Origin of the sequence: Reichenbachiella faecimaris (assembly GCF_900176375.1) — a bacterium.
GTDB lineage: Bacteria > Bacteroidota > Bacteroidia > Cytophagales > Cyclobacteriaceae > Reichenbachiella > Reichenbachiella faecimaris.
Genome location: NZ_FWYF01000001.1, coordinates 1,638,779 through 1,663,119, shown reverse-complemented (window position 1 = coordinate 1,663,119; position 24,341 = coordinate 1,638,779). Strand labels below are relative to the sequence as shown.

Genomic DNA, 24,341 nt, shown 5'->3' with positions numbered 1-24,341 from the left:
CCGATTTAAGCAATTGAACGAAATAATCAGAGGCCGTCGTAACTCAGGTCAATCTTTTGGAGTACTTACCCTATCTATATCACTAAAACAAAACCATGATTAAGAATATTCTCTGGATAGTAGGAGCTGGTGTTATACTTTTTGCCTCTGTAGTTATCTATCAAATCGCCACTACCAGAAAACACAGCCCATCAGCTACAGCTGAGCTTACCACGGATAAATATTCTATAACAGTTGATTATTGTAGGCCTTACAAAAAGGGAAGGGAGATTTTTGGCGAACTTTTACCGTATGACACCTATTGGCGTACTGGAGCGAATGAGCCCACGATTATCACTTTTTCAGAGGACTTTACTTTTGGGGCAAAAATTGTTCGAGCAGGTAGCTATCGACTTTATACCATTCCGAGAGAAGAAGAATGGGATGTGGTGCTCAACTCAGAGACTGAAAAATGGGGGCTTTGGGAGCCCGATTATGAGTTGGATATTGCCAAAGTGACTGTGCCCGTAGAACAAGCAGACTCATGTGCCGAACAGTTCTTGATTCAATTGGAAGAAAATGGAAACGGAGCAGAACTGGCCTTGGTTTGGGACTTTACAAAAGTGGTAGTTCCCATTAAAATCTAAAATAATTAATTCTATGTGCAACTTTTTGACCTCTGCATACATCTTATAAATGTACTCATAATACAATGAGGTCAGAAGAGACGCTTCTGAACCCCAATGGTCAAAAACAGTTAAAAATAGGAAACAGGTGCTACGTATGTTGCACCTGTTTTTTTTTATGGTACTTCTATGGATGGACAGCCAATAATTTTTTAGCTTGTCGGCCAATTAAAATTTGGACGGGCCAGATTTCTTAATGCATACTATCTATGACCAAGACTGGCTTTTTCGCTCTGCTTTCAATTTTTGTTTATTCGAGAGCTTCCGGACAATTGACAGACTCCCTTTCTGGGTATGAAGTGGCCAAACAAATGTTTGAGCAATCTGATCAAATCCAATCATTGACCTATACCATCACTAAGCAAGAACGAATAGAAGGTCAATTGACAAAGCAGATATCATTTACTAAGATGCAAAAGAATCCTTACAAGGTGTATTTGCGTCAGTCATTCCCAAACGATGGTATGGAGGTGCTTTATGCTGAAAACGAAAATAATGACAAAGCTTTGATCAACCCAAATGGCTTTCCCTGGCTGAACCTTAAATTGAATCCCAGAGACGGTATCATGCGAAATGATCAGCACCATACTATTTTTCAATCTGGCTTTGATCATGTGATATCCATTTTAGAATATCTGTGTGAGAAATATGAAAATGAAATTGACGAAATGGTCGATTACAAGGGTGTGGTGGATCAAAAAGGACGGCGAGCCTACGCGATTTCCTTTAGCAATCCATATTTCGAAATTGTAAACTATACAATGGAAGAGCAAGAGTCAATCGAGGATGTGGCAGCTAAGTACAAACTGAGTGCTTATATGATTTTGGAGCAGAATCCAAAAATTAAAGACTATGAAGATGTTGAGAATGGTCAGGTGATTAAAATACCGAATGATTATTCTCCAAAATTGAATTTGATCATTGATGCTGAGCAATTCATCCCACTAAAAATGGAAGTTTGGGATAACCAAGGACTTTATGAACAATACGAATATGCCGAAGTGGTTATTAATCCTGAATTTGATTCTATGGAGTTTAGGGAAGATTTTGCGGGCTATGGGTTTTAGATATGAAGCTGTCTCAAAAACTTGCCATTTCGACTATTCAGCCGTTTGCGGAAGCGGAGAAATCCTATCATTTTTATAACTGATAATCAGCGTGTTGAGATTTCTCAATTCTTCGAAATGGCACATCTACTTTACTTTTTGAGACAGCCTTATTCTTGATTTTTACTTAAAAGCAGGAATACCAGTGATTTCTTGTCCTAATATCAATAAATGGATATCGTGAGTGCCTTCATAGGTTACCACTGATTCCAAATTCATCATATGACGCATCATAGGGTATTCACCAGTGATACCCATGCCACCATGGATTTGCCTGGCTTCTCTGGCTATGTCTAGTGCAGTAGCTACTGCATTTCGTTTGGCCATAGAGATCATTGGCGTTGTCGCTTTCCCTTCTTCAAACATTTTTCCCAATTTCCAGTTGAGTAGTTGCGCTTTTGTGATCTCTGTCAACATTTCCGACAATTTTTTCTGAATCAATTGAAAAGAGCCAATCGGCTTGTCAAATTGAATTCTTTCGAGTGAATACCTTCTGGCAGAATCGTAACAGTCCATGGCTGCACCTATAGCGCCCCAGGCGATGCCAAATCGTGCAGAGTCCAAGCACATCATAGGTGCTCCCAATCCGCTTTTGTTAGGGAGTAGGTTTTCCTTTGGTACTTTCACGTTGTCGAAAACGAGCTCACCCGTACAACTTGCTCTCAACGACCACTTGCCGTGAGTTTCAGGAGTTGAAAAACCTTCCATGCCACGCTCTACGATTAGACCATGAATTCTCCCTTCTTCATTCTTTGCCCAAACTACAGCCACATCTGCTTTAGGGGCATTTGAGATCCACATCTTAGCTCCATTGAGCAGGTAGTGATCTCCCATATCTTTGAAATTAGTCACCATACCACTTGGATTGGAGCCATGGTCAGGTTCTGTCAGACCAAAGCAACCCAGCCATTCTCCAGAGGCCAGTTTTGGTAGATATTTCATCCGCTGTTCTTCGTTTCCAAATTTGTAGATTGGATACATGACTAGAGAACCTTGTACAGATGCAGTAGATCTCATGCCAGAGTCTCCTCTTTCGATTTCTTGCATGATCAAACCGTAAGAAATGTAGTCCATACCACCACCACCATACTGTGTTGGGATGGTAGGCCCAAAGGCACCAATTTCTCCAAACTTCTTGACCATAGCATACTCGAAGTGATTCTTTTCAGCCCAATCTTCGATATTAGGGGTGATTTCTTTTTTTACAAAATCCCGAATCGACCCCCGAATCATTTTGTGTTCGTCGGTCAATAAGTCATCAATTTGATAAAAATCTGGAGATTCGAATTCGTCAGTGAAATTTGATTTCATAAGAAGGGCTGTTGTTTAAAGTTGTTATTAAATCATTCAGGGTTCAAAATATTACCGTTTTTGGTAATTATGAAATTTGCTACTTGCAATCTGATATTATTTTCTAAACAAGTTAAAATTGTATCATCAATAATATTTACTTGACTCTAAAAGTAATTCACCTCAGCATGAAGCAATTTTTCGGATAATTATCAGATGGATTCCATGTAGTTTGTCAAATAATTACTTTTGATCTTTGTTGGTTGTTCAAAAATAGACCCAAATTTACAACATTAAACGACACAATACCCAGATGACAAATTCGAAATTTGATAAGAAAATATTGGATCAACTCCACAAATTAGAGGAAAAATATGAAGCCATGGGACAGGATTTATCTTCCTATCTAGATGGGTTACTACATGCGGATTACCTCACCTATTGGGACTATATCCATCTCGATACTTTGCTGAGTTTACAAAACCCAAAAACGCAATTTCCAGATGAGAAAATTTTCATTATCTATCATCAGATTACAGAGTTATATTTCAAATTGATACTAAATGAGATAGAGCAATTGGCATCAGATCAGGAGGTGGATCCGAGTAAATTTCTTTTAAGAATTAATCGCATCAATCGCTACCTATTGCATCTGGTGGATTCTTTTGATGTAATGATAGATGGGATGGATCAGAAGCAATTTTTGGATTTCAGAATGTCATTATTGCCAGCGAGTGGTTTTCAGTCTGCTCAGATCAGAATGTTTGAAATCTCTTGTACAGATTTGTTGAATCTTGTAGAAGAATCAAAAAGGACTGAAATGATAGTGGATGATTTGGAGCAAATGTATGATCACCTGTATTGGAAGAGAGGAGCGACTGAGCTGGCGACAGGCAAAAAGACATTGACACTCAAGCAATTTGAAAATAAATACTCTGAAGAGTTTTTGCAGTTAGCCAGAAGGCATAAAAATCAGAACATCTGGAGGCAATATGAAACCCATTATAAATCTGTCGATCATGCAGACGCGATTGTAAAAGCGCTCAGAGAACTTGACCAACTTTCTAACGTGCAGTGGCGTTTGGCTCACTACAAATCTGCCGTTCGTTATTTGCAAAGAGACCCTGAGGTAATAGCAGCTACTGGTGGAACCAATTGGCAGAAGTACCTGCCACCAAGATTCCAGAGAGTAATCTTCTTTCCTGAACTTTGGAGTAAAGACGAAAAGGACAACTGGGGTAAAAGCTGGGTGGATGAAACCGTTTTAAAGAAGTAATTGAATTGAAAATATTTCTCTATATATCATTCTGTTTGATTAGCACTTTGGCCATGGGTCAAGGTGTGGCGTTGAAAACTTATTTCGATCAAGAGAAAACGGTAGTGAAAGAGACCTTTGTGGTAGATGATACCATTGCCAATCAGCTCAATGGGCCATATACTTCTTTTTATCTTTCGGGCACCAAAAAATCTGAGGGCTTTTATGCAAATAATAAAGCTTCAGGTGAGTGGATCTATTATTTTGAGAATGGCAAGGTGAGACAGACCGGCTCATTTCTCCATGGGCGCACAGTGGGTATCTGGTCTGATTATTTTGAAAATGGAAACTTACGTTCAGAAGGGATCATATCGAATGGTAAAAAAGGCGGAGAGTGGTCCTATTACTACGAAGCAGGCAGTCTAAAAAGCAGAGGTCAGTATGATGGTGAAGTACGTATTGGCACTTGGAATTATTACTACGAAGGAGGCGGACTAAAGGCGCAAACCTTATTCAAAAATGGCAGTGGAGTTTACAAAGAGTATTATGTGTCTGGCCAATTGAAAATGCAAGGACTCAACAAGTCCGGAAGAAGTGATAGTCTTTGGGTTTATTACTTTGAAACGGGCGAAAAAATGGCTGAGGGTTATTTTAAAAATGGCCTTAAAACGGGCCCATGGAAATACTTTTATAAGAATGGGAAAGTGTCTGCCGAGGGAGGCTATGATAAAGGACAAACCTTGGGCAACTGGATATATTATCATCCAAATGGTGCTAAGAGTGCTGAAGGCTTGCAAAAAAACGGCATAAAGGATGGATACTGGAAAATGTTTTATGAGTCAGGGGAGACGAAAGGTGTAGGCGAATTTGACGAAGGTACAGGTGCCTATAAGGAGTATTACATCAGTGGAAATCTGAAGGTGAATGGTCAGTTTAGAGGTGATTATAATTTTGGTAAATGGACTTACTACGACGAGGAAGGGAATATTGAAGGCTCAGCATTATTTGATGAAAATGGAAAAGGGGAATACGAGGGATACTATATCAATGGCAACCTCAAAATGAAAGGCCAACTGTCTCAAGGAAGGCGAGAAGGAGAATGGACACTTTATAAAAGAAATGGCGAAGTAGCTGGGACTTATTTGCCTGTGTATGGAGACAATAATCCAGTATTCATGAAGAGTGAGGTATTCGTACAACAAGCCAATGACGAAGACTATGAGAAACCAGAGTACAAATTCAAAAATAGAAAATCAAGATACTTTACGCCAAGAGTTAATGAATACAAAGGGGTAATTTTTGGGTCAAACCCATTATACTCACTATTGGGTTATATACCACTGGCTGTGGAGTATTATTTGCAAGAAAGACAAGGTTACGAATTGATCTATTCGTACCATAGAAAACCATTTTTTGGCAATCATGAAAAAGTTGAGACTGGAGATTTGTATTCAACAGGATCAAGTCTGGTTGCCAGGCAAAAATTTTATAGCAAGGATGAGACTTTAGGCATGTTTTACTTTGGCCATTTAATTGGAACGGATTTCATCAAACATGCCACACATGTAAGCGAAGGAGGTACTTTGAATACAAGTGAGGTGCGAGCCAATGAAAACAGATATTACTATGGCATTTTTATTGGTGATCGCTGGCTGAAAGACCCTGCCAATGCTGGGCTTACTATAGATGTGTATTTTGGTGTGGGTATTGGCAAAAGAAGCTATTCTCCTCAGTACAGTGGGTCTACTTATGATACCTATTTCGAGGATGTCAAGCAATCTGGTACTTATGTCCCTGTTTTTTTTGGGATAAATATTGGCTACTTGGGATTTAAAAAGACCAAGAATCCGATACCTTCGCCTCGATAAGAGCCACTCATGAACAAAATTCTCAAGTACAGACTTAAACCTGAAATCGCATTAGATGAATCAAATTTAGATGCTTTCATCTCTCCCAAAATCAAAGGGGGAGCATATTGGAAGTTACTAAAAAGATCTATTGATGCTCGTGGAAAAAAGGTTTCTGTAGATGTGGAAATAGGACTTTATGATGACCAGGTAGATCCTTGGTCGATAGCCTATCAAAAACCGGAAATCAATGTCTCTAGCCGACCTGTTGTTTTAATTGTAGGCACTGGGCCTGCTGGACTTTTTGCCGCACTTAGATGTTTGGAACTTGGCGCTAAGCCTATTCTATTCGAAAGAGGAAAAGATGTGCAAGAACGTAGAAGAGATTTAGCCAAAATCAATAAAGAGCATATCGTTAATCCAGATTCTAACTATTGTTTTGGAGAGGGAGGAGCTGGCACTTATTCTGATGGAAAGCTCTATACTCGCTCCAAAAAAAGAGGAGATGTCCGTCGAATTTTAGAAATGCTAGTGGTGCATGGCGCAAGTGAGGATATCTTGAAAGACACCCATCCACATATTGGCACAAATAAACTGCCCAAGGTAATTGCTGATATTCGTGAAACTATAGTTTCACGAGGAGGAGAGATTCATTTCAACAGTAAAGTCACTGATTTCATTATAAAAAATGGAGCGCTAAAAGGGGTGAGTCTGACCAATGGAGAAAAGCACGAAGGGGAAGGAGTGATCCTGGCTACTGGCCATTCGGCCAGAGATATTTTTGAATTGCTTGAAGCAAAAAAAATCACCATTGAGTCCAAGCCATTTGCCCTAGGTGTTCGTGTAGAGCATCCTCAATCACTGATCGATAGTATCCAATATCACTGCGACAATCGCGGGAAATATTTGCCTGCAGCACCCTATGCTTTGACCACGCAAACCAGATTGAATGATGTGCAGCGAGGTGTATTTTCATTTTGTATGTGTCCAGGTGGATTTATCGTCCCCTCTGCCACAGCACCAGGCGAAGTAGTAGTCAATGGCATGAGTCCATCCAGACGAGATTCCAAGTTCGCCAATTCAGGAATAGTAGTGGCTATTGAAAACAGTGACCTAAAAGATTTTCAAAAGCATGGCAATTTTGCTGCTCTGGCTTTTCAGTCTGCCATTGAAAAGAAGGCTTGCGAAATGACTGGAGGGCAACAAAAAGCCCCTGCACAGCGCCTGAGCGATTTTATTGGGAATCAACTATCACAGAATTTGCCTGACTGCTCTTACCAGCCAGGATTGGTACCCACCAAACTTTCTGAAGTCTTGCCAGATGAAATCAATAAACGTTTGCAAATGGGTTTCAAAGACTTTGGAAAGAAATCTAAAGGTTACGTGACCAGTGAAGCTGTAGTGGTAGGAGTAGAAAGCCGCACATCATCACCAGTGCATATTCCGAGAAAATCAGATACCTGGGAACATATTCAGCTCAAAAGATTGTTCCCATGTGGAGAAGGCGCAGGCTATGCGGGTGGAATCATGTCGGCCGCAATAGATGGAGAAAAATGTGCTGAAAAACTGATAGAGCAATACATTAATGTTTGAAGATAAAAAGTTGACTGTAGTATTGGGAGCTACCGCAGACCCTTCCAGATATGCCTACTTGGCTGCCGAACGATTAAAAAACCATAAACAACCTTTCAAATTAGTGAGCATCAAAAAAGGAGAACTATTTGGTGAGCCATTCCTGGATTTAAAGTCCAAGCCCACGATCAGTGAGGTTCACACAGTCACGCTCTATATTGGTGCAGTACGTCTGGCAGAATGGCATGATTACATATTGAATCTGAATCCCAAGCGCATCATTTTCAATCCAGGCACGGAAAACCTGGAACTGGCTAAGGCCGCTGAAGCCATGGGCATTGAAACAGTATTTGGCTGTACTTTGGTCATGCTGGGAACTGGCCAGTATTGACGGTTTAGGAAAACTTAGGAAGTCCATTTATTTTTATGGTCTAATCAAGACTTGATGCAACCTATGAGGCGAATTACTTTCATTTCTTTTTTGATAACCGTTTCGCTTTATTCTTGGGGACAAGAGAAAAGATATAAATTTTTAGAAACAAGGCCTATCAACGAAAAATTTATAGTGGATTATTCAGATCGACTATCCATAAAAATATTCGGAATTGTCAAAACCAATCAAATCGCACATGTGAACCATGAAACAGATAAAAAGCTAGAGTATAGACCGAACGAAAGTTTGAATATTGGTTTGGGAATTGGATATAAGTGGTTTGGTTTGGATGCGGCTTTTAATTTTGGTGGCGTCAATAATGATGATGATAAATTCGGTAAAACCAAAAGGTTTGACTTTAGGCCGAGTATTTATACCCGCAAATTTGCCATGGACATCAATATCCAAAAGTACAAGGGGTATTATTTGTACAATCCTGAAGATTACATTTCAGGTTTTAATGCATCAGGATCATACCCTATTCGTTCGGATATCAAAACCTATAGATATGGCGCCAGTCTGTTGTATGTATTGAATCATGCCAAATTTTCTTATCGCGCAGCATTTATTTACAATGAGCGGCAAGTGAAAAGTGCTGGATCTTTCTTGGTTGGCCCTTATTTCAGCTATTTCCGAATGGATGCTGATTCTACTTTAATTATCCCTGAAGCCGAGTCTGAGTTCGACTTATCTCAAGACTTCAGAGGTAGCGAATATATTAGATATGGGCTGGCTGGTGGATATGGTTATAACCTGGTGCTGGGACATCGCGTGTTTGTCTCCCTGAGTTTGGTACTGGGCCTTGGCCCAGAAATAAAGAAAACACCTGCAATCAATGGCTTCTTGAGCGATACGGAATCAAAGTTTACTGGAAGACTAGCGACAAGAATTGCTATCGGATACAATGCACCTAAGTTTTTCTTTGGCATGTCTGCCGCAGGGGTTTATGCAGGTGAAAGGGACGAAACTGAGGACTTTTTAGAGCGAGGTGTAAGTCACGCAAAGTTTTTTGTTGGCAAACGATTTAATCCTCCTAAACTCTTTTTGCCTAAAAGAGGCAAGTAAACCTATTTCAGATTTTCTCCTTCTTGCAAAATATTCATCGAGTCGTAGATCAAAATTTTTGACCAGAGGCTGCTGCAATCCGATAAAAACTTCCTGTGTGCTGGCTCTACTTGATATTTATCCTGATCTTCTTTCGATCCAAAGGTCACCATGAGGTGATAGCTGTAAGAGTTGTCCACTACATCGCGGGCAGTGAGTGCAGGCACGCCTAAATGTGCCGAGCGGATATATTCAGAATTTTCTATCAACTCATTCAACCCAGCTTCAATTTTATTTTTGTCCGCATCACTTTCTGGATTACTGAGCCAAATCAAGACTACGTGGGCAAACTGACCACTGATCATGTCTTTGGTTTTGGTAGGTTCGCAGCTAGTAAAATACCAAGCAATGAGGATTAAGAAAGCGAGATTTTTCATGTTTATTGATTAGTTGAGGTTTCTCCTATTCTTCAATAGAAAAATAATGGGTAAGATAGTAATTGAATTCAAATATACCTGATCAAATAGGGTGCTGTTGTTTTTTGTTTGCGATTTGCTCAAAAAGGCCATGAGAAAGTGAACCTTTTGTCATTACATACGACTATACAATTGAACAAAATGGTTTAAATTCATTTTATGATCAAGTCTATCCAAACCTTAAGCTTAATCTGCCTTTTCTCACTTTCCATTCAGGCTCAGACCCCAAAAGAAATCATACAAAAATCCCTTGATCAAGTCAATGGAAAAAGTAGCCAGGGAGAGATGGAAATGACCATTGTGAGACCAAGATATACGCGAACGATGACCATGAAGTCTTGGAGTTTAAGCAACGAATACTTTATGATTTATATCACTGGTCCAGCCAGAGATAAGGGTCAGGTTTTTCTCAAGCGACAAACTGATATGTGGAATTGGATACCTAATATCAGCCGAATGATCAAATTGCCTCCATCTATGATGGGACAAAATTGGATGGGCTCAGATTTCACCAATGATGATCTGGTAAAAATGAACAGTTTGGCAGAAGACTATACGCACCAATTGATCAATCAGGAAAAAGTAGATGGTATTGATTGCTATCAAATAGAGCTCATACCCAAACCCAACTCTTCAGTGATTTGGGGAAAAATTAACCTGTGGGTTTCTAAAGATGGATATTATCAGATGAAGGGAGAGTATTTTGACGAAGATTTTGATTTAGTGAATACCATGGAAGCTTCTGAGATCACTCAATTTGATGATCGTAAATTACCAGCCAAAATGATAATGACTCCAATAAATAAGCCTGGCAATCAGACCATCATGATCAATAAGAATTTGAAATTCAGTACTGATTTACAAGAGGACTTCTTTTCTCAGCAAAACATGAAACGGGTTCGATGAGACGAAAAATCACATTGGCTTGGCGCAACCTCTGGCGTAATAAGAAGAGAACCTTCATCACATTAGCTTCTGTCACATTTGCAGTTGTGGTGGCCACGATGATGCGTGGGTTACAACTGGGCACGTATGACAAAATGCTAGATGATGCTATCAAATCCACCACAGGGCATGTGGCACTCATGGACAAACTCTATTGGGACGATAAAACATTGCTCAATAGCATGGAATTTTCTTCAGGATTGGAAGCCACACTCAATGCAGACAGTAGAATTGATTTTTGGGTGCCACAATTGATGAGTGGGGTTTTAGTCTCCTCTGGGCCACATACACTTGGTGTGCTGGTACAGGGAGTTGACCCTGAGGTGCAGGATAAACAAATAGGATTGGCGGATAAAATTATAGCTGGTGAATACCTGAATGACGAGGATCAGGCGGTATTGATTGGCAAAGAGCTGTCTCAGTTTTTGAGAATGAGCGTGGGAGATACCCTGGTGCTTCTAGGGCAAGGTTATATGGGGGTAACGGCAGCAGCTAAATACCCAATCAAAGGCATTTTTGATCATCCCATGGCCGAGTTCAACAAACGCATGATTTTTTTGCCTTTGGCCACAGCGCAATATTTGTTTTTCATGGAGGGTAGATTAACCAATGTGAATCTAGTACTTAAGGACAATGCTGAAACTACTGACATTCAAACTTACTATGAGTCAAAAATGGATACCACATTATTAGAAGCTCGTGGTTGGCGATCCATGAATCGGGAGATTCTTTCTGGAATAGAGTCGGATAACTTTTTTGGAAAGATCATGATCAGTATTTTGTACATGGTGATAGGCTTTGGGCTTTTTGGAACCATACTCATGATGACGATGGAGCGGAAGAAGGAGTTTTCCATCATGATTGCTATAGGCATGAGACGAACTAAGCTTTTGACGCAAGTCATACTAGAATCCATCATGATTGCAGGGTTAGGTGCGTTGGCAGGATTGATGATTAGCTTCCCTGTGGTCTATTTCTATTATCTCAATCCGATACCAGTGCCTGAAGAAAGTGCAGAAATGTACAGGCAGATGAATATGGAGCCTATACTACAAATTTCCATCAAGCCAGATTATATGTTGTTGCAGTTTGCGATTGTTCTTGGAGTCAGCATCGTCGCCTCGATCATTCCGCTCAACAATATTTTGAAATTTAATATTGTAGACATCATAAGAGGAAGGCAATGATTATATCTCTCGCTTGGCGCAATGTATGGAGAAACAAGACACGGAGTTTTGCTGTGATTCTCGCGCTCAGCATGGGGCTGTTTGGCGCATTGTTTATGGCCAGCATGTCCAATGGTATGGTCGATAAATGGATCAAAAGCAGCATTGAAAATCAAATTTCAGACATTCAAGTGCACCATGCCCAGTATCTCATCATGGAAGAGCTACAGCTAACCATGGACGAGAATGAGTTGACAGCTGTATTAAAAAACAACACCAATATCCGCTCCTATACGGCTAGAATTAAAACTGACGCCATGGCCATGACGGCCAATAATAGCACTCAGGTAAGCCTATATGGCATCGACCCTATTAGGGAAATGAAAGTGACTGGCATATTTAACGAAATGATTGAAGGTCAATATTTGGAATCAGAATCTAAGTTTAAACCCATTATTGTTTCCGAAAGATTGGCGGAGAAGTTGAAGGTCAGATTGAAGTCAAAAATAATTTTCACACTCGCAGACAAAAGTGGCAACATGGCTTATGAAAATTTTAAAGTCAATGGCATTTTTGATACCAACAACACCATGTTCGACGACAGAAATGTATTTGTAAGAAGAACGGATCTGCAAAAAATTCTAAAATTGGATGATGGTCAGGTTCATGAAATAGCCATTCGAGTAGCTAACCCTGATGTGCTGGAAAGTACCGTTTCAGTGCTCCAGCATACTTTTACGGACTACAAAGCAGAAGACTGGAAAGAGATCAATCCCACTTTGAGCATGAGTGGTTCTTTGATGAAGATGTTCAATTATATCTTGGTAGGTATTGTGCTGATTGCATTGATTTTTGGAATTATCAATACCATGCTGATGGTGATATTAGAACGCACCAAAGAAATAGGCATGCTTAGGTCATTGGGCATGAGAAAGAAAAAGATTGCACAGATGATCACCTTAGAAACCATCTTTCTGTGTTTAGTGGGGGGTGTGGTAGGCAATCTACTTGCGTTGGTGTCTATCGAGTATTTCGGGCGAGTGGGTATTCACTTCGAGAGTTTCAAGGAAGGGATGGAACAGTTCGGTATGTCAGCAGAAGTTTACCCTTCATTGGATTACAGTTTTTATGTGATCATCACAGTGATGGTGGTATTTACAGCTGTTTTTTCTTCTATTTTTCCAGTCATTCGAGCATTTAAGTTAAACCCAGCATTAGCAATAAGAGACTAATCATGAGCATAATACAGACGACAAACGTGACCAAAGTATATAACCCAGATACGGTACCAGTTCATGCCGTAAATGGTATTTCACTTGCTTTTGAAAAAGGGGAGTTTTCAGCTATTGTAGGGCCTTCAGGGTGTGGCAAAACTACCTACCTGAATTTGCTTGGTGGATTAGAAACACCTACAAAAGGTGCTGTCCATGTGGACGGACAGGACATTTCTCAACTCAATAGTACTGAGCTCACTGATTTTAGATTACACAATATTGGGTTTGTATTTCAGGCCTACAATCTGATCCCTGTTATGAGTGCTTATGAAAATGTGGCTTTCATCATGGAACTTCAGCAATTTCCACTAAAGAGTATTGAAGAACGTGTCATGGAGCTTTTAGAAGCTATGGAGATCGCGGATAAGGCACACCAGCGACCCAATCAGCTGTCAGGAGGGCAGCAGCAACGGGTAGCAGTGGCCAGAGCTTTGGCTTCTAGGCCAAAGTTTATTTTGGCAGATGAGCCTACGGCAAATTTGGATAGTAAGGCTACCGCCAATCTGCTGGACTTGATGCTGAAAATGAATGAAAAGGAAGAAACGACCTTTATTTTTTCTACACATGATGATCGCGTGATGCAAAGAGCCAAGCGGCTAATCAAACTAGAAGATGGCCAGATTGCTAATGAGACCAAATAAATTTTTCTTCCTTGCTTTGGCTATGGTGTTATGGTCAAGCCCGAAGGTTTTGAGCCAAGCTGAGAACAAGACGCTTGATGGATATATAAAATATATGCATACGGTAATCATCCCATCTGGAGATAGCACAATGATCACAGATAATTTCCTTCACAATAGGCTGAACTATGCATGGTATATAAAGGACAACTTTACATTCAAGACCTCTATGAGAAATAGGTTTTTCTGGGGAGAGTTGGTACGGGATTTACCGTTTGTATATAGCTCATTGGGTGATGACCCAGGTTTTTTTGACTTCAGTATTTTATGGATTAATGACACCAATACTGTACTGCACTCTATTTTTGATCGAATGAATCTAACCTATCAAAGGAACAACTTAGAGGTGATTTTGGGTCGTCAACGTGTCAATTGGGGAACGGCATTGATTTGGAATCCGAATGACATTTTTAATTCCTATTCCTTTTTTGATTTTGATTACGAAGAACGACCTGGCACTGATGCCGTTCAGATCAACTATTATACCAGTGCTACCTCATCCCTGAGCATGGTATATGAGTTGGCAGACAGTCTGGTTGGGAGCACCTTTGCGGCGAAATATAAATTGAACAAGAACACGTATGACGTTCAATTGATGGCAGGATACCAGAGAGCATTCTTTGTGCTTGGTGGAGGATGGGCTGGAGATATCAAGGGAGCTGGATTTAAAGGAGAGGGGACTTATTTTATCCCAGAAGATGATGAAAGCGGAGAAACGCAATTGGTCGGAACCATTGAAGTGGACTACACCTTCAATAATGGTATATATTTTCAGACTGCTTATTTGTATAATTCAAGAGGACTAAACGTCGAATCTGGGAACTATTCAGCGTTTTATCTAGATAGAAGTTTGAGTGTGCAGACATTGAGTCCAGCTATGCACAATTTATTTTTTCAGGTTTCAGGAGCGCTTTCCCCCATTCTAAATACAGCTCTGGCCACCATGCTCAACCCTAAGGATGGTTCTTGGTTCATAGGGCCTAATGTCAGTTGGTCAGTGGTGGAGAATTTCGATTTTCTGGTGGCTGCTCAGCTTTTCAGAGGAGATCCTATGACCCTATACGGAAATGGCGGATCTATGATCTTTGGAAGATTTAAGTATAGTTTTTGAATGGACATGATATTATAAAACATGGTCTGGTCTGCAGAAACCCATATTTTTTTAGAGTAGTAAAATCTAATTTTCAGTTTCAACCAAAGAAAGATTGAAATGAAAAAGGTAATCGTATTGTGCCTGTATATGGCCATTTTTCGAATGGGTATTTGCCAGGTCGAGAAAATCAACAATGGATATAATCTCGAAAGTCATTGTGCTTCAGATGATTGTAAATATTTCAAATTTGAAAATGACATATTGTATCCTCAAAATGAAGGCACAGACTGGCGAATGACTAATGCAGAAGTCGCACTTAAGAAAACGGGTAATTATCTTTTGACAGGAGATCTAAATGTGAAAGGTGAAGAGATTGGAGTAAGGCTTCGCTTGGAAATTGAATTTTTTGATGCAAATGATGAAGTCATCCACGCTGCTCAAACGGATCTTATAGAATATTATTCAGCCCCTAATTATGCCGAACCTATCGTGATTAGCGGAGTGATAAATTCAGAAATTGTTTCTCAAATGAGTTACCTCAGTTTTTTGGTCATAGAAAGTGAAAATGTTCCTTACTATGAGTTATCCACTGACTGCTACGGGCCATGCAACAATTACCAGCTCAATGCTAGTATTAAGGCATTTAGGAAATCTAAATAATTTCAAAAGCCACAGCTAAAGTCCATTCCAATAGGAGATCCTGCAGGAATTTCTTGTGCTGATTTAACTTCAAAGTCAGACGGATCGTCGTGGAACTGATGAATAAGCTCCAAAGCATATTTACGATTGGCCATAGTTCCCTTGTCATGAGCTGGAGATTTAGAAGTAAGATTCGTTTTTAACTTCTGGATGGCCTGATAGGCCATGGCATTGGCCTGTGGATTCGTTTGATTGCTGGTAGCCAATTGCATCAAATGATTCAACAAACTTAGGTTTACGACATGTTGAATCTCACCAAAATAACCTGTTTGAGGTTTTTGAAACCAAGTTGCAGCTAGCATTTTGTTGAGTAGAAATTCAAGTCCTGGCTGGCTGGCATCTCTGCTATAATACTCAATCATACGAGAGACTCGCCGTGGGTTTAGCATCAGCCCAAAGGTGAAATCTGCGGCTGTTTCTGCTGCACCCAGCGCATCAAAATTTGGACTTGTACGCAGTTTGATTAACTCATTGGTTCGACTTTCGTGCAATGGCCGTGGTGGCAGTAGATTAAGTAATTTTTCTGGAAAACCCAATGCCTGTGGCTGTACTGTTTTTAACAATTCATCTATAGCATGCACCTGCGAAACCCCTGGCACTACTTGCGTGACAAGCTGACCATCTCCTTTGAGCGCATATCTATAGTTTCTACCACCAATCAGTTTGACAGTAGCTTCCACTTGATACCTGTGTAGAAAGTATATTGGCACCAATACTTCTTCCAGATGGGCATAAGGTACGCCATTCTGAATGGTGTTTGCCCCTAGGTTCTCAAGCGCAATTGAGCGAACAGTCATTAAGTGACTAAGTTCTTTTGCTGGATTTTTACCATTGTCCCAAAGGTGGGCAAAGGGATGTGAACCACCCGTTGGCCGCGCATCCTGATCAGAGAGGAAAGTCAAACCATTGGCCAATGATTTGGCTATGATGTCATTCAGCGCATCTTCCTCATTTGTATTTTCAGGAAACTGAGTATATCCGTAGGCAATGGCTACTTTGTCCCAAGCACCAATTTTGTAATCATAAGCACTGTCTAGTGAGATTTCGCCATCAATCAGATCAATTTTTGGGTGTGGATAATCCATGACTGAAGCACGGCCTTCTGCACTTGAGGCGTAGCTATGAGCCAAGCCTAGCGTATGGCCGACTTCATGAGCTGATAGCTGTCTCAATCGTGCCAGCGCCATTTGTTTCATGGCTGGGTTTACTGCTGAGTCATTTGAATAGGGAGAGAGCAATCCTTCTGCTATGAGATAGTCTTGCCTCACTCTCAACGAGCCCAGCGTGACGTGTCCTTTAATTATTTCACCAGTTCTGGGATCTACCACGCTGGCACCATAAGACCATCCTCTGGTTGATCTGTGCACCCATTGTATGATGTTGTATCTGGCATCCATAGGGTCTATGCCTTCTGGTAAAAGTTGAACCTGAAAAGCATCTTTGAATCCTGCGGCTTCAAAAGCTTGATTCCACCAAGAAGCACCTTCTAATAATGCACTTCTTATGGGTTCGGGTGCACCTCTGTCCAGATAGTATATAATGGGTTCTACTGCTTCTGATTGTGCTGCTTCAGGATCTTTTTTGACCAGTCTGTGTCTACAAGTAAATTTTTTCAACAGAGGGTCACCTATTGGCGTAGCATAGTCAGCGTATGCAATGCCGTAATATCCGGCTCTTGGATCAAATTTCCTTTTTTGATAGTTGCCATCAGGAAGTGCGACGAATGAGTGATGTACGGTGACTGTAACGACTTCAGCTGACGGTGTCACAGAATGAATCCAATCGTCCTTTGGCTCACCTACCAAGGTGAGGATGGCATCAAGTTCAGTGTTTTTAGGGAAATTCTTTAATCTTTCAGTATTCAGCGCAGATCGACTTTTGTCTAGTTGATATTTTCCCTGATTCGTTCGAGCCAGGGTTTGGGAAATGCCTACAGCATCTCTTATGATGAAATCTGTAATGTCGATTTTGTATATCCCATTCGTGCTTTCAATAATCTCAAACCCCGCGATTACAGATTGGGCAAAAGCTTCTTTGACGGCACGTGTTTCATCTGTATTGTCACTGATGGCTCGAAAGCTATAGTTCGGCTGGATGAGTAGAAGTTTGTTTCCGGCTTTTGTGAATTTCACAACCTTCTCACTGCTCAACTGCCCACGATCCAGACCAATATCATTGGATCCAAGACCAGATGATAAAGAAGGTAAATAGAGAAATTCTTCCTCTAGACGAGAAACATAGAGATAAAGGCGATCAGTTGCATTATCCACAGCGTAGTCTATGAATCCATGAGAAATATGCTCAGTCATCACATCAGATGATTCTGAAGGTTTTTCTTTTTTTCTTTTTTGGCAAGTGGCATCCAGACACATCAGCGTCAGTATGGCAAAAATATAAGAGAGCTTCATTGTGGATTGTTGAGTTTTTGGGTCTTGACTAGTATTTCGTGAATTTGTTGGTAATAAAGGACAGGCATTTCCTGAGTGTATCATAGTATAAGGTTATATAGAAAAATGCCGTCATCAACCAGATAATGATGATATTGCAGTAAAAGGTGCTGATTTGGACATTCCCAAAAACCTTGACTGGCGCATAAAAATGCGCATTTCCTATGTTTGAATCAGGTGTTTTGAAAATTGGGTCTTTTTTCTGAATCAGCTCATCTTCTGCTTCGTAAATTTTCTCTATTTCGTCTCGATTTGTGACCAGATTTTCAAGTGTCTTGTTATGACTGTTGTTTTTAAGATCGAGCAATCCATCTTTGCCAATGGACTCTACCAATTCATAATAATGTGCTTCTCGTTCTTTTACAGCTTCATCTTTTAGATTTTTGTACTTTTTCCTGAGCAAGTTTAACTGTGCTAAAATCTGATGGTGTGATGTGGAATCATACTTATTCATCGTAAGAAAACGCAAACGATAGAATTGCGTATTGCCGTCCTTGACCTGCAATTTTTCTAACTCCTTTCGACAGAGATCTATTTCATGCTGAAGGGCAGAGGACTGATTTCCAGCTTCTATATTTTGATAAACCAACTTCAGCTTGGTTTGTATTTTGGGGATGAGGTAGGCAAAATTAAAACTGGCGTCACTCATTCTTTTGTCGTAACCAAAAAAGTGCTTTTCATAGTCGTTGTTTCTGAAAAGTTCAACAGCCAAAGCTTCGTAAGCCCATCGTGAAACCATAGCATCTCCTACAAGAGGTACGTGTTTTTTGTCTCCAATTTTGTAATGCAGTTCGTCAAATTTGATCATGGCACCACCTAATAGCAGTTGTGGAACCAGTATCAGAGGAATCAAAATGTAAATGGTCACAATTGAATTCAGTCCAGAGGAAATATTCAGTCCTACCATATTGGCAAAACAGGCAGTTGAGAACAAAACCAGCCAAAAACTTAAGCTGAGACTCTTTATTTCTAAAAGATAGTTGCCAAACCAAACAAAAATGAACATCTGTAGTGCAGAGAGGCCAAAGAGGTAGATGATTTTTGAATTGATATAGCTGAATCTGCTGAGGTTCAAAAATGATTCTCTCTCTAGTACTTTTTTGTCCTTAAAAATTTCTTCAGCACTTACTGATAATCCGAGGAAAAGGGATACCACTACAGTCATGAAAAGGTAAACTGGAATGTTTTTGTTTTCACTGAAAATATATTGAGATGCTTCAGAATACTTAGAAAGTATCCCAAGGATCAGTGCTAAAAGGGGAGGTTCGAATAGATTCAGTAGGATGTACTGAAGATTGGTTTTTTTTGAGAGCAGAATCCTTTGGAAGAAGATATTGGACTGCTGTGCAAGGTTAGGGATCAGGAAGTTGGAAGGAGGCAAAGCCGTTTGAAACTTGATTTTCTTGATTTTTGGAGCAATGTTCTCCTTGTATTTATCGTACCATTCTGCTGGAGCAATTTTCCGCCTTTTGGTGGCTTCACCACTTTCATTGATCTCTTTTGATTCAATGATGTGAAGAATTTGCTCTGGTATAACGTTTCCGCAAACGCGGCATTCGCTTTCAGCAGCATTCACTTGTGTATTCATAGTTTTGAAATACACCACAGCGTCTACTGGGTTGCCATTATAAATGGGGTAACCACCTTTATCCAAAAGCCAGAGCTTATCAAACAATTTGTAAATGTCAGATGAGGGCTGGTGAATGATCGCAATGACGAGTTTGCCTTTTCTGCTCTGCTCTTTCAATAGATTCATCACCACCTCAGAATCCATTGAAGACAGGCCTGAAGTAGGCTCATCTACAAACAAGACGGAGGGCTCTCTAAGCAATTCTAGAGCAATATTGAGTCTTTTTCTTTGTCCACCACTGATGAATTTGTTGAGTGGGCTGCCTACTTCTAAATCTCTGATTTCGTCTATATCCAGATCTTCGAGCACTTTATTGATGGCTTGATCCAATCTCTTTTTAGAGAAATCGCTGAAAGACAATCTGGCGTTGAAATACAAGTTTTGATAAACGGTCAGCTCTTCAAACAAAAGGTCATCCTGAGGCACATAGCCAATAACTCCAGACTGTACACATCTGGGTATACTATGTCCATTGATTTTTATTTTTCCATCTGATGGTTCTAGTTTACCATTCAGTAGATTGATTAAGGTGGATTTGCCCGTGCCACTTCCACCCATAATGCCAATGAGTTGACCAGATTCCTCATAAAAACTGAACGGCTGGATGCCGTTTGTGCTGTTTTTGAATCGGAATTGCATTTCGTCTCCGTGCAATACCAGGTTTACCTTTTTGAGGTCGAGCAAGAATCTTTTACTAATCTCAGATTCGTATATGGGTTCTATGGTACTGCCCTTAATAATTGAGCCTGATTTTAGAATATAAGTTTTGTTTTTGGATATTTTGTTTCCTTCCAAATACAAATTGAGCGGCCCATCATACTGCACGACAAATGTGCCTATGCTCTGAATAAAGAGTACTTTGATTTGCCCAAATAAGTTTTCGACATGAATATGCCTGAATTCAGTGATGCCAGGTTCCTTCTTTTTCTTCATCATCCAAGCAATTTCCTCTGGCCATTCGGTCACCTTATTGTCGATAATCATGCCATTGGGTTTGGACAGTTCCTTTATTTGAGGATCCAGGATGAAAGAGGTAATGTCACCAATTTCCTGCTTGGGCAGGTTGAAATTGAGCGCCACCAGTTGCATAAAGTCATTCTCTTTTTCAGAGACTTTATTATCTGTATTTATCAGCTCTACGAGCTGAATAAATACGATAACCCGCTCATGCTGAAGAAGCTCTTTGTTGAGCTGTTGGCAAATTTTCGTGACCTGAATAATATTCTTGGTTTCATTCTCCAATTCTTCTTCTGAGGAGGAGGCTTCGCGACGATAAAACTCAACGTAATCTTGGTATAAATTCAGGTATTGCTCAGCGAGTTCGTGATTGAGCTGAGCTTGTAAGTAGGGCTGTACAATGATATGACCCGAATCAACAACTTCATCTTTGACACTTTCAATAATGGCAAACAAGCGCATCAAGGCGTTGATAATCGATTCACTCATGTAGTAAAGTTCTTTGTTAAGGGTTTAGAAATTAAATATAGAAAAAAAGGCATCCCAATGTATGGGATGCCTTTCAATTAATTGATTTTTGGCTAATTAAGCTTAGCCAATGATATCGTCTCTTGTGCTCTCTACATTGCTAGAGATATCGTCCAACTGGCCCTTAGTAATTCCAGTAGCTGGGTCAATACCCTCATAGATAATTTTCATAAATTCCAATAGTGGTCTTACTGATTCGATATCTGCATCGTCTGCATATTGAGAGGCAAATTCAGCCAATTTGATAGCGGATTTTTTTTGTTCAGCTACAATATTGAGCATCCTTGGGTCGTAGTCGCTAGAAATAGCCAATTGACAAGTTATATACAGGCCTTCAATCCAGCTGCCTGCCACCACTAAGAAAGACATTTTGTCTTGCCCAGCCTTGTTAAGTTCTGTGTAAGTATTATAGAATGATTTGGTTACAATTAGAATTAAAGAATCCTTGTTGTCAAGGTTTTTTTCCACTCTAGCTACCATCTCGTCATCAAATATTCCAGGGATTTCCAAACCATCTATTAGCACTTTTGAAGCCTTCAACATTTGCATGGTTTCTTCTTGGCTATTGTACGTACAAGCATAGCTCAAGTCTGCGCCATAAATACCCAAGTTCAGTGCCTTGTCTCTTTGCGTTTCGTATTTGTCTACGTTTTCACTTGGATTGGTAATGTTCCAAACGAAAGCTGCCCCAGCATCCTGTAGCAATTCGGTCACTTCAAAAGAAGTGGGAATAGGGTATTCAAACTCTTTCTCTACTTTTTCTTTTACATTTTCCAAAGTTGCTTTATCAGCTTCTTCAGACTTTTTACCTGAATTGCAGGCAACTATAGTAGTTGCAAGCCAGGCAATACATAGGATGTTTAGAATATTCTTCATGGTATTGATTTAATGATCGTCTCTTAAGAATGGAGGCAATTTAAAAGATTGGATTAGAAAAGTAAAGCCAAATCAATAATTTGATCTGGCTTTAATACCTATGATAGGTAATGTCTAATTATAGCGCTCGGGTTTATTCATATACCGCGCTGTAAATGGCGTCCAATAAACCATTTTGCCTCTTGTCATTTCTAAGTTCCCAAAACATAATTCCGCCTAGCTTTTTGTCTTTTGCATATTGTACCTTGGCTGCCAGAGATTTAGGGCTATCGTAAGTAGCAAACTGACCAAGACGCTGATTGTAGGCATAAGGTGCCATGGTCGTACTATCCCAGTAGGTCTTGAAGCTGTTTTCAGCTGATAGCATACTGTCAAGATTTGGATAGCTGATGCCTTTCAAGAATTTACCGGACTGGTATAGGCCATTGTTCTCAGCTGATACGTTTTCCCATACTCGCGCATAGAAGGCAGCACCAATAATAATTTTGTGCAGGGGCACCCCTATAGAATCCAGAAATTGGATCGCGTAATCTGTTGATACTTTTTGAGATGCATTCGAGTACAAAGCTGTGTGATGTCCTGTCTCCGTGCTAAAACCATTGATTAAGTCGTATGACATCAGATTTACTCGGTTGAACAATGGCATCACTTGATCCCATTCTACAGATTCTATTAGAAATTTGTCAAAGCCTCCAGCTGCAAAACTAAGTTCATATTCATCTCCCATGGCCATGCGCAACGCTTTGACCAGAGCCGTGAAATTCTGTTTGTCTTCAGGTTTGAATTCATGACCAGGAAATCCTTCAATCGCAGGATATTCCCAGTCTAAGTCAATACCATCTGCATGGTAGTTCTTGAGAACTTTCACCACTGAAGTCGCAAAGGCCTTTCTGTTTTCATCCTTTGAGAAAACAGAAGAGCAGGTCTCACAACCACCCCATCCACCAAGAGATACCAGCACTTTTAAATCTGGATATTGCTTTTTGAGTGCTGTGATCTGTAGGAGAGAAATGCTATCCTCTGCGTTATCAATCGCTAACTGATTGCCCTTCAGATGCATAAAACTATAAATAATTTGATTCAACTTATCTATTGGATAATCTGTGATATTAGATCCACTACCACTGTAATAAGCAATAATATCAAGAGATGATTCATCTGATTCAAGGGTTGCATCCTTTGGTGTCTCTTGCGTGCTGCAGGCAATCCAGACGAGGGCGAAGCCTATAATTGATAAATAATTTCTAATAATCATATATGATGTTTAAAGATGAAAAATGAATTCATCATGCCTTCGATTAGGAAGGTAAACCATACAGGTAGATCAGAAAAAGGTTTTCGCTAAACCGTAACCTTGGGTATCTGAATGGACTTTAGATTTTATTCATCCCAAAGATTGGCTAGGGTATAATCAGAACCTGGAAGGGCAAAGAAGCCACCAGTTACATATCTGAAATGTTTATCCAATACACTGATTTCATTCATTTCGTCTTTGGATAGGGAGAGATTAGCCGCTTCCAGATTTTGCTTCAGTCTTGCCTCGTGGGTTGATTTTGGGATTACTGCCGTCTCTCTATTCACTGCCCACGCGATGAGCACCTGAGCAGGCGAACAATCATGGTTCTCAGCTATCTTTTGAATGGTAGGAATTTCGAATAAATCTGGTTCGTTTTCAGCCTTCATTTGAACGGCACGGTCTCTTGAGCCAAGAGGAGAATAGGCCGTCACGATGATGTTTTCTTCTTTGCAAAACGCTAATAAATCCTTTTGTTGAAGCAGGGGATGCAATTCCACTTGATTGACTTCTATTTTATGTGTGGCTGAATCATTGATTTGTTTAATTTTTTTAGCACTGAAATTGGATACTCCAATGTGCTTGGCTAGCCCAGCAGCCTTTACTTTTTCCATTCCTCTCCATGTCTCCTCCAAAGAAATTTCAGACAAGCTTACAAGTCCAGATCCATCCTGAGGGAAGATGACATCTTTATGGTGTGCCACTGGCCAATGTACAAGATAGAGGTCTAGATAATCGAGCTGCAAGGATTTGAGTGTAATTTTCAGGCATTCATTGACCTCATCTTGTTTATGGTGAGTGTTCCATAGTTTGGAAGTGATCCAAAGTTCTTCACGATTGACTTCACCAGTCATGATGGCATCATTCAAAGCAGCACCTATTTCTACTTCGTTTTGGTAGATATATGCACAGTCGAAGTGTCTATACCCTACAGATATGGCCGTGCGAATGACTTTATAGACTTCTCCAGGTTCGGATTTCCAGGTGCCTAATCCAAGTGCTGGCATTTGATCTCCGTTGTTCAATGAATATGTTTTCATGACTGTGTGTTTTATCTAAATGTA

20 protein-coding genes are annotated in these 24,341 nt (G+C 40.2%); 13 read left to right on the top strand and 7 right to left on the bottom strand.

What is annotated here, in order from left to right:
- Positions 1-95: 95 nt before the first annotated feature.
- The gene (locus tag B9A58_RS06900) at positions 96-626 is read left to right on the top strand and encodes a DUF2911 domain-containing protein (RefSeq protein ID WP_084371678.1); all 531 of its coding nucleotides are present in this window, start codon (positions 96-98) and stop codon (positions 624-626) included.
- Between the two features lie 248 nt (positions 627-874).
- Complete coding sequence (locus B9A58_RS06895) at positions 875-1,732, top strand: DUF1571 domain-containing protein (RefSeq protein WP_084371676.1); 858 nt, start codon at positions 875-877, stop codon at positions 1,730-1,732.
- A 162-nt stretch (positions 1,733-1,894) separates the two neighbouring features.
- Here the strand turns inward: B9A58_RS06895 and B9A58_RS06890 are convergent, their stop codons facing one another.
- Positions 1,895-3,082, bottom strand: a complete 1,188-nt coding sequence (locus B9A58_RS06890; protein ID WP_084371675.1) for an acyl-CoA dehydrogenase family protein — start codon at positions 3,080-3,082, stop codon at positions 1,895-1,897.
- 292 nt (positions 3,083-3,374) lie between these two features.
- Between B9A58_RS06890 and B9A58_RS06885 the strand changes: the two genes are divergently transcribed.
- The 5 genes from B9A58_RS06885 to B9A58_RS06865 all read left to right on the top strand — a co-directional run bounded on the left by B9A58_RS06885 (position 3,375) and on the right by B9A58_RS06865 (position 9,233).
- Complete coding sequence (locus B9A58_RS06885; RefSeq protein WP_084371673.1) at positions 3,375-4,337, top strand: tryptophan 2,3-dioxygenase family protein; 963 nt, start codon at positions 3,375-3,377, stop codon at positions 4,335-4,337.
- Between the two features lie 5 nt (positions 4,338-4,342).
- The gene (locus tag B9A58_RS06880) at positions 4,343-6,184 is read left to right on the top strand and encodes a toxin-antitoxin system YwqK family antitoxin (protein WP_139793778.1); all 1,842 of its coding nucleotides are present in this window, start codon (positions 4,343-4,345) and stop codon (positions 6,182-6,184) included.
- 9 nt (positions 6,185-6,193) lie between these two features.
- A complete protein-coding gene (locus B9A58_RS06875) occupies positions 6,194-7,756 on the top strand; it encodes an NAD(P)/FAD-dependent oxidoreductase (RefSeq protein WP_084371669.1) in 1,563 nt (520 codons plus the stop codon).
- Positions 7,749-8,126, top strand: coding sequence for a CoA-binding protein (locus tag B9A58_RS06870; RefSeq protein WP_084371668.1), 378 nt, complete (start codon positions 7,749-7,751; stop codon positions 8,124-8,126). Before B9A58_RS06875 ends, B9A58_RS06870 begins: the two co-directional genes overlap by 8 nt.
- 63 nt (positions 8,127-8,189) lie before the next feature.
- Complete coding sequence (locus B9A58_RS06865; protein ID WP_176214707.1) at positions 8,190-9,233, top strand: DUF4421 domain-containing protein; 1,044 nt, start codon at positions 8,190-8,192, stop codon at positions 9,231-9,233.
- Positions 9,234-9,235: 2 nt separating this feature from the next.
- On the opposite strand, the gene B9A58_RS06860 is transcribed toward B9A58_RS06865, so the two are convergent.
- Positions 9,236-9,649 (bottom strand): Dabb family protein, encoded by a 414-nt coding sequence (locus B9A58_RS06860; RefSeq protein ID WP_084371665.1) that lies wholly within the window; start codon positions 9,647-9,649, stop codon positions 9,236-9,238.
- 198 nt (positions 9,650-9,847) lie between these two features.
- Here B9A58_RS06860 and B9A58_RS06855 point away from each other — a divergent pair, with 198 nt between their 5' ends.
- The 6 genes from B9A58_RS06855 to B9A58_RS06830 all read left to right on the top strand — a co-directional run bounded on the left by B9A58_RS06855 (position 9,848) and on the right by B9A58_RS06830 (position 15,506).
- Entirely contained in the window at positions 9,848-10,594 is a 747-nt protein-coding gene (locus B9A58_RS06855) for an outer membrane lipoprotein-sorting protein (protein ID WP_084371663.1), read from the top strand.
- Complete coding sequence (locus tag B9A58_RS06850; RefSeq protein WP_084371661.1) at positions 10,591-11,820, top strand: ABC transporter permease; 1,230 nt, start codon at positions 10,591-10,593, stop codon at positions 11,818-11,820. Before B9A58_RS06855 ends, B9A58_RS06850 begins: the two co-directional genes overlap by 4 nt.
- Positions 11,817-13,031, top strand: coding sequence for an ABC transporter permease (locus tag B9A58_RS06845; protein ID WP_084371660.1), 1,215 nt, complete (start codon positions 11,817-11,819; stop codon positions 13,029-13,031). The genes B9A58_RS06850 and B9A58_RS06845 overlap by 4 nt, the downstream gene beginning before the upstream one ends.
- Before the next feature lie 2 nt (positions 13,032-13,033).
- A complete protein-coding gene (locus B9A58_RS06840) occupies positions 13,034-13,714 on the top strand; it encodes an ABC transporter ATP-binding protein (RefSeq protein ID WP_084371658.1) in 681 nt (226 codons plus the stop codon).
- Complete coding sequence (locus tag B9A58_RS06835) at positions 13,686-14,864, top strand: hypothetical protein (protein WP_176214706.1); 1,179 nt, start codon at positions 13,686-13,688, stop codon at positions 14,862-14,864. The genes B9A58_RS06840 and B9A58_RS06835 overlap by 29 nt, the downstream gene beginning before the upstream one ends.
- Before the next feature lie 99 nt (positions 14,865-14,963).
- The gene (locus B9A58_RS06830; protein ID WP_139793776.1) at positions 14,964-15,506 is read left to right on the top strand and encodes a hypothetical protein; all 543 of its coding nucleotides are present in this window, start codon (positions 14,964-14,966) and stop codon (positions 15,504-15,506) included.
- Positions 15,507-15,508: 2 nt separating this feature from the next.
- Here B9A58_RS06830 and B9A58_RS06825 read toward each other — a convergent pair whose 3' ends face one another.
- The 5 genes from B9A58_RS06825 to B9A58_RS06805 form a co-directional block, all read right to left on the bottom strand.
- A complete protein-coding gene (locus B9A58_RS06825) occupies positions 15,509-17,953 on the bottom strand; it encodes a zinc-dependent metalloprotease (protein WP_084372063.1) in 2,445 nt (814 codons plus the stop codon).
- Between the two features lie 28 nt (positions 17,954-17,981).
- A complete protein-coding gene (locus tag B9A58_RS06820) occupies positions 17,982-21,068 on the bottom strand; it encodes an ATP-binding cassette domain-containing protein (protein ID WP_084371652.1) in 3,087 nt (1,028 codons plus the stop codon).
- 102 nt (positions 21,069-21,170) lie between these two features.
- On the bottom strand, positions 21,171-21,983 hold the full coding sequence (locus B9A58_RS06815; protein ID WP_084371650.1) for a hypothetical protein: 813 nt from the start codon (positions 21,981-21,983) through the stop codon (positions 21,171-21,173).
- A gap of 133 nt (positions 21,984-22,116) precedes the next feature.
- Complete coding sequence (locus tag B9A58_RS06810) at positions 22,117-23,238, bottom strand: glycoside hydrolase family 18 protein (RefSeq protein ID WP_221407823.1); 1,122 nt, start codon at positions 23,236-23,238, stop codon at positions 22,117-22,119.
- 125 nt (positions 23,239-23,363) lie between these two features.
- Complete coding sequence (locus B9A58_RS06805) at positions 23,364-24,317, bottom strand: aldo/keto reductase (RefSeq protein WP_084371649.1); 954 nt, start codon at positions 24,315-24,317, stop codon at positions 23,364-23,366.
- Positions 24,318-24,341 lie beyond the last annotated feature (24 nt).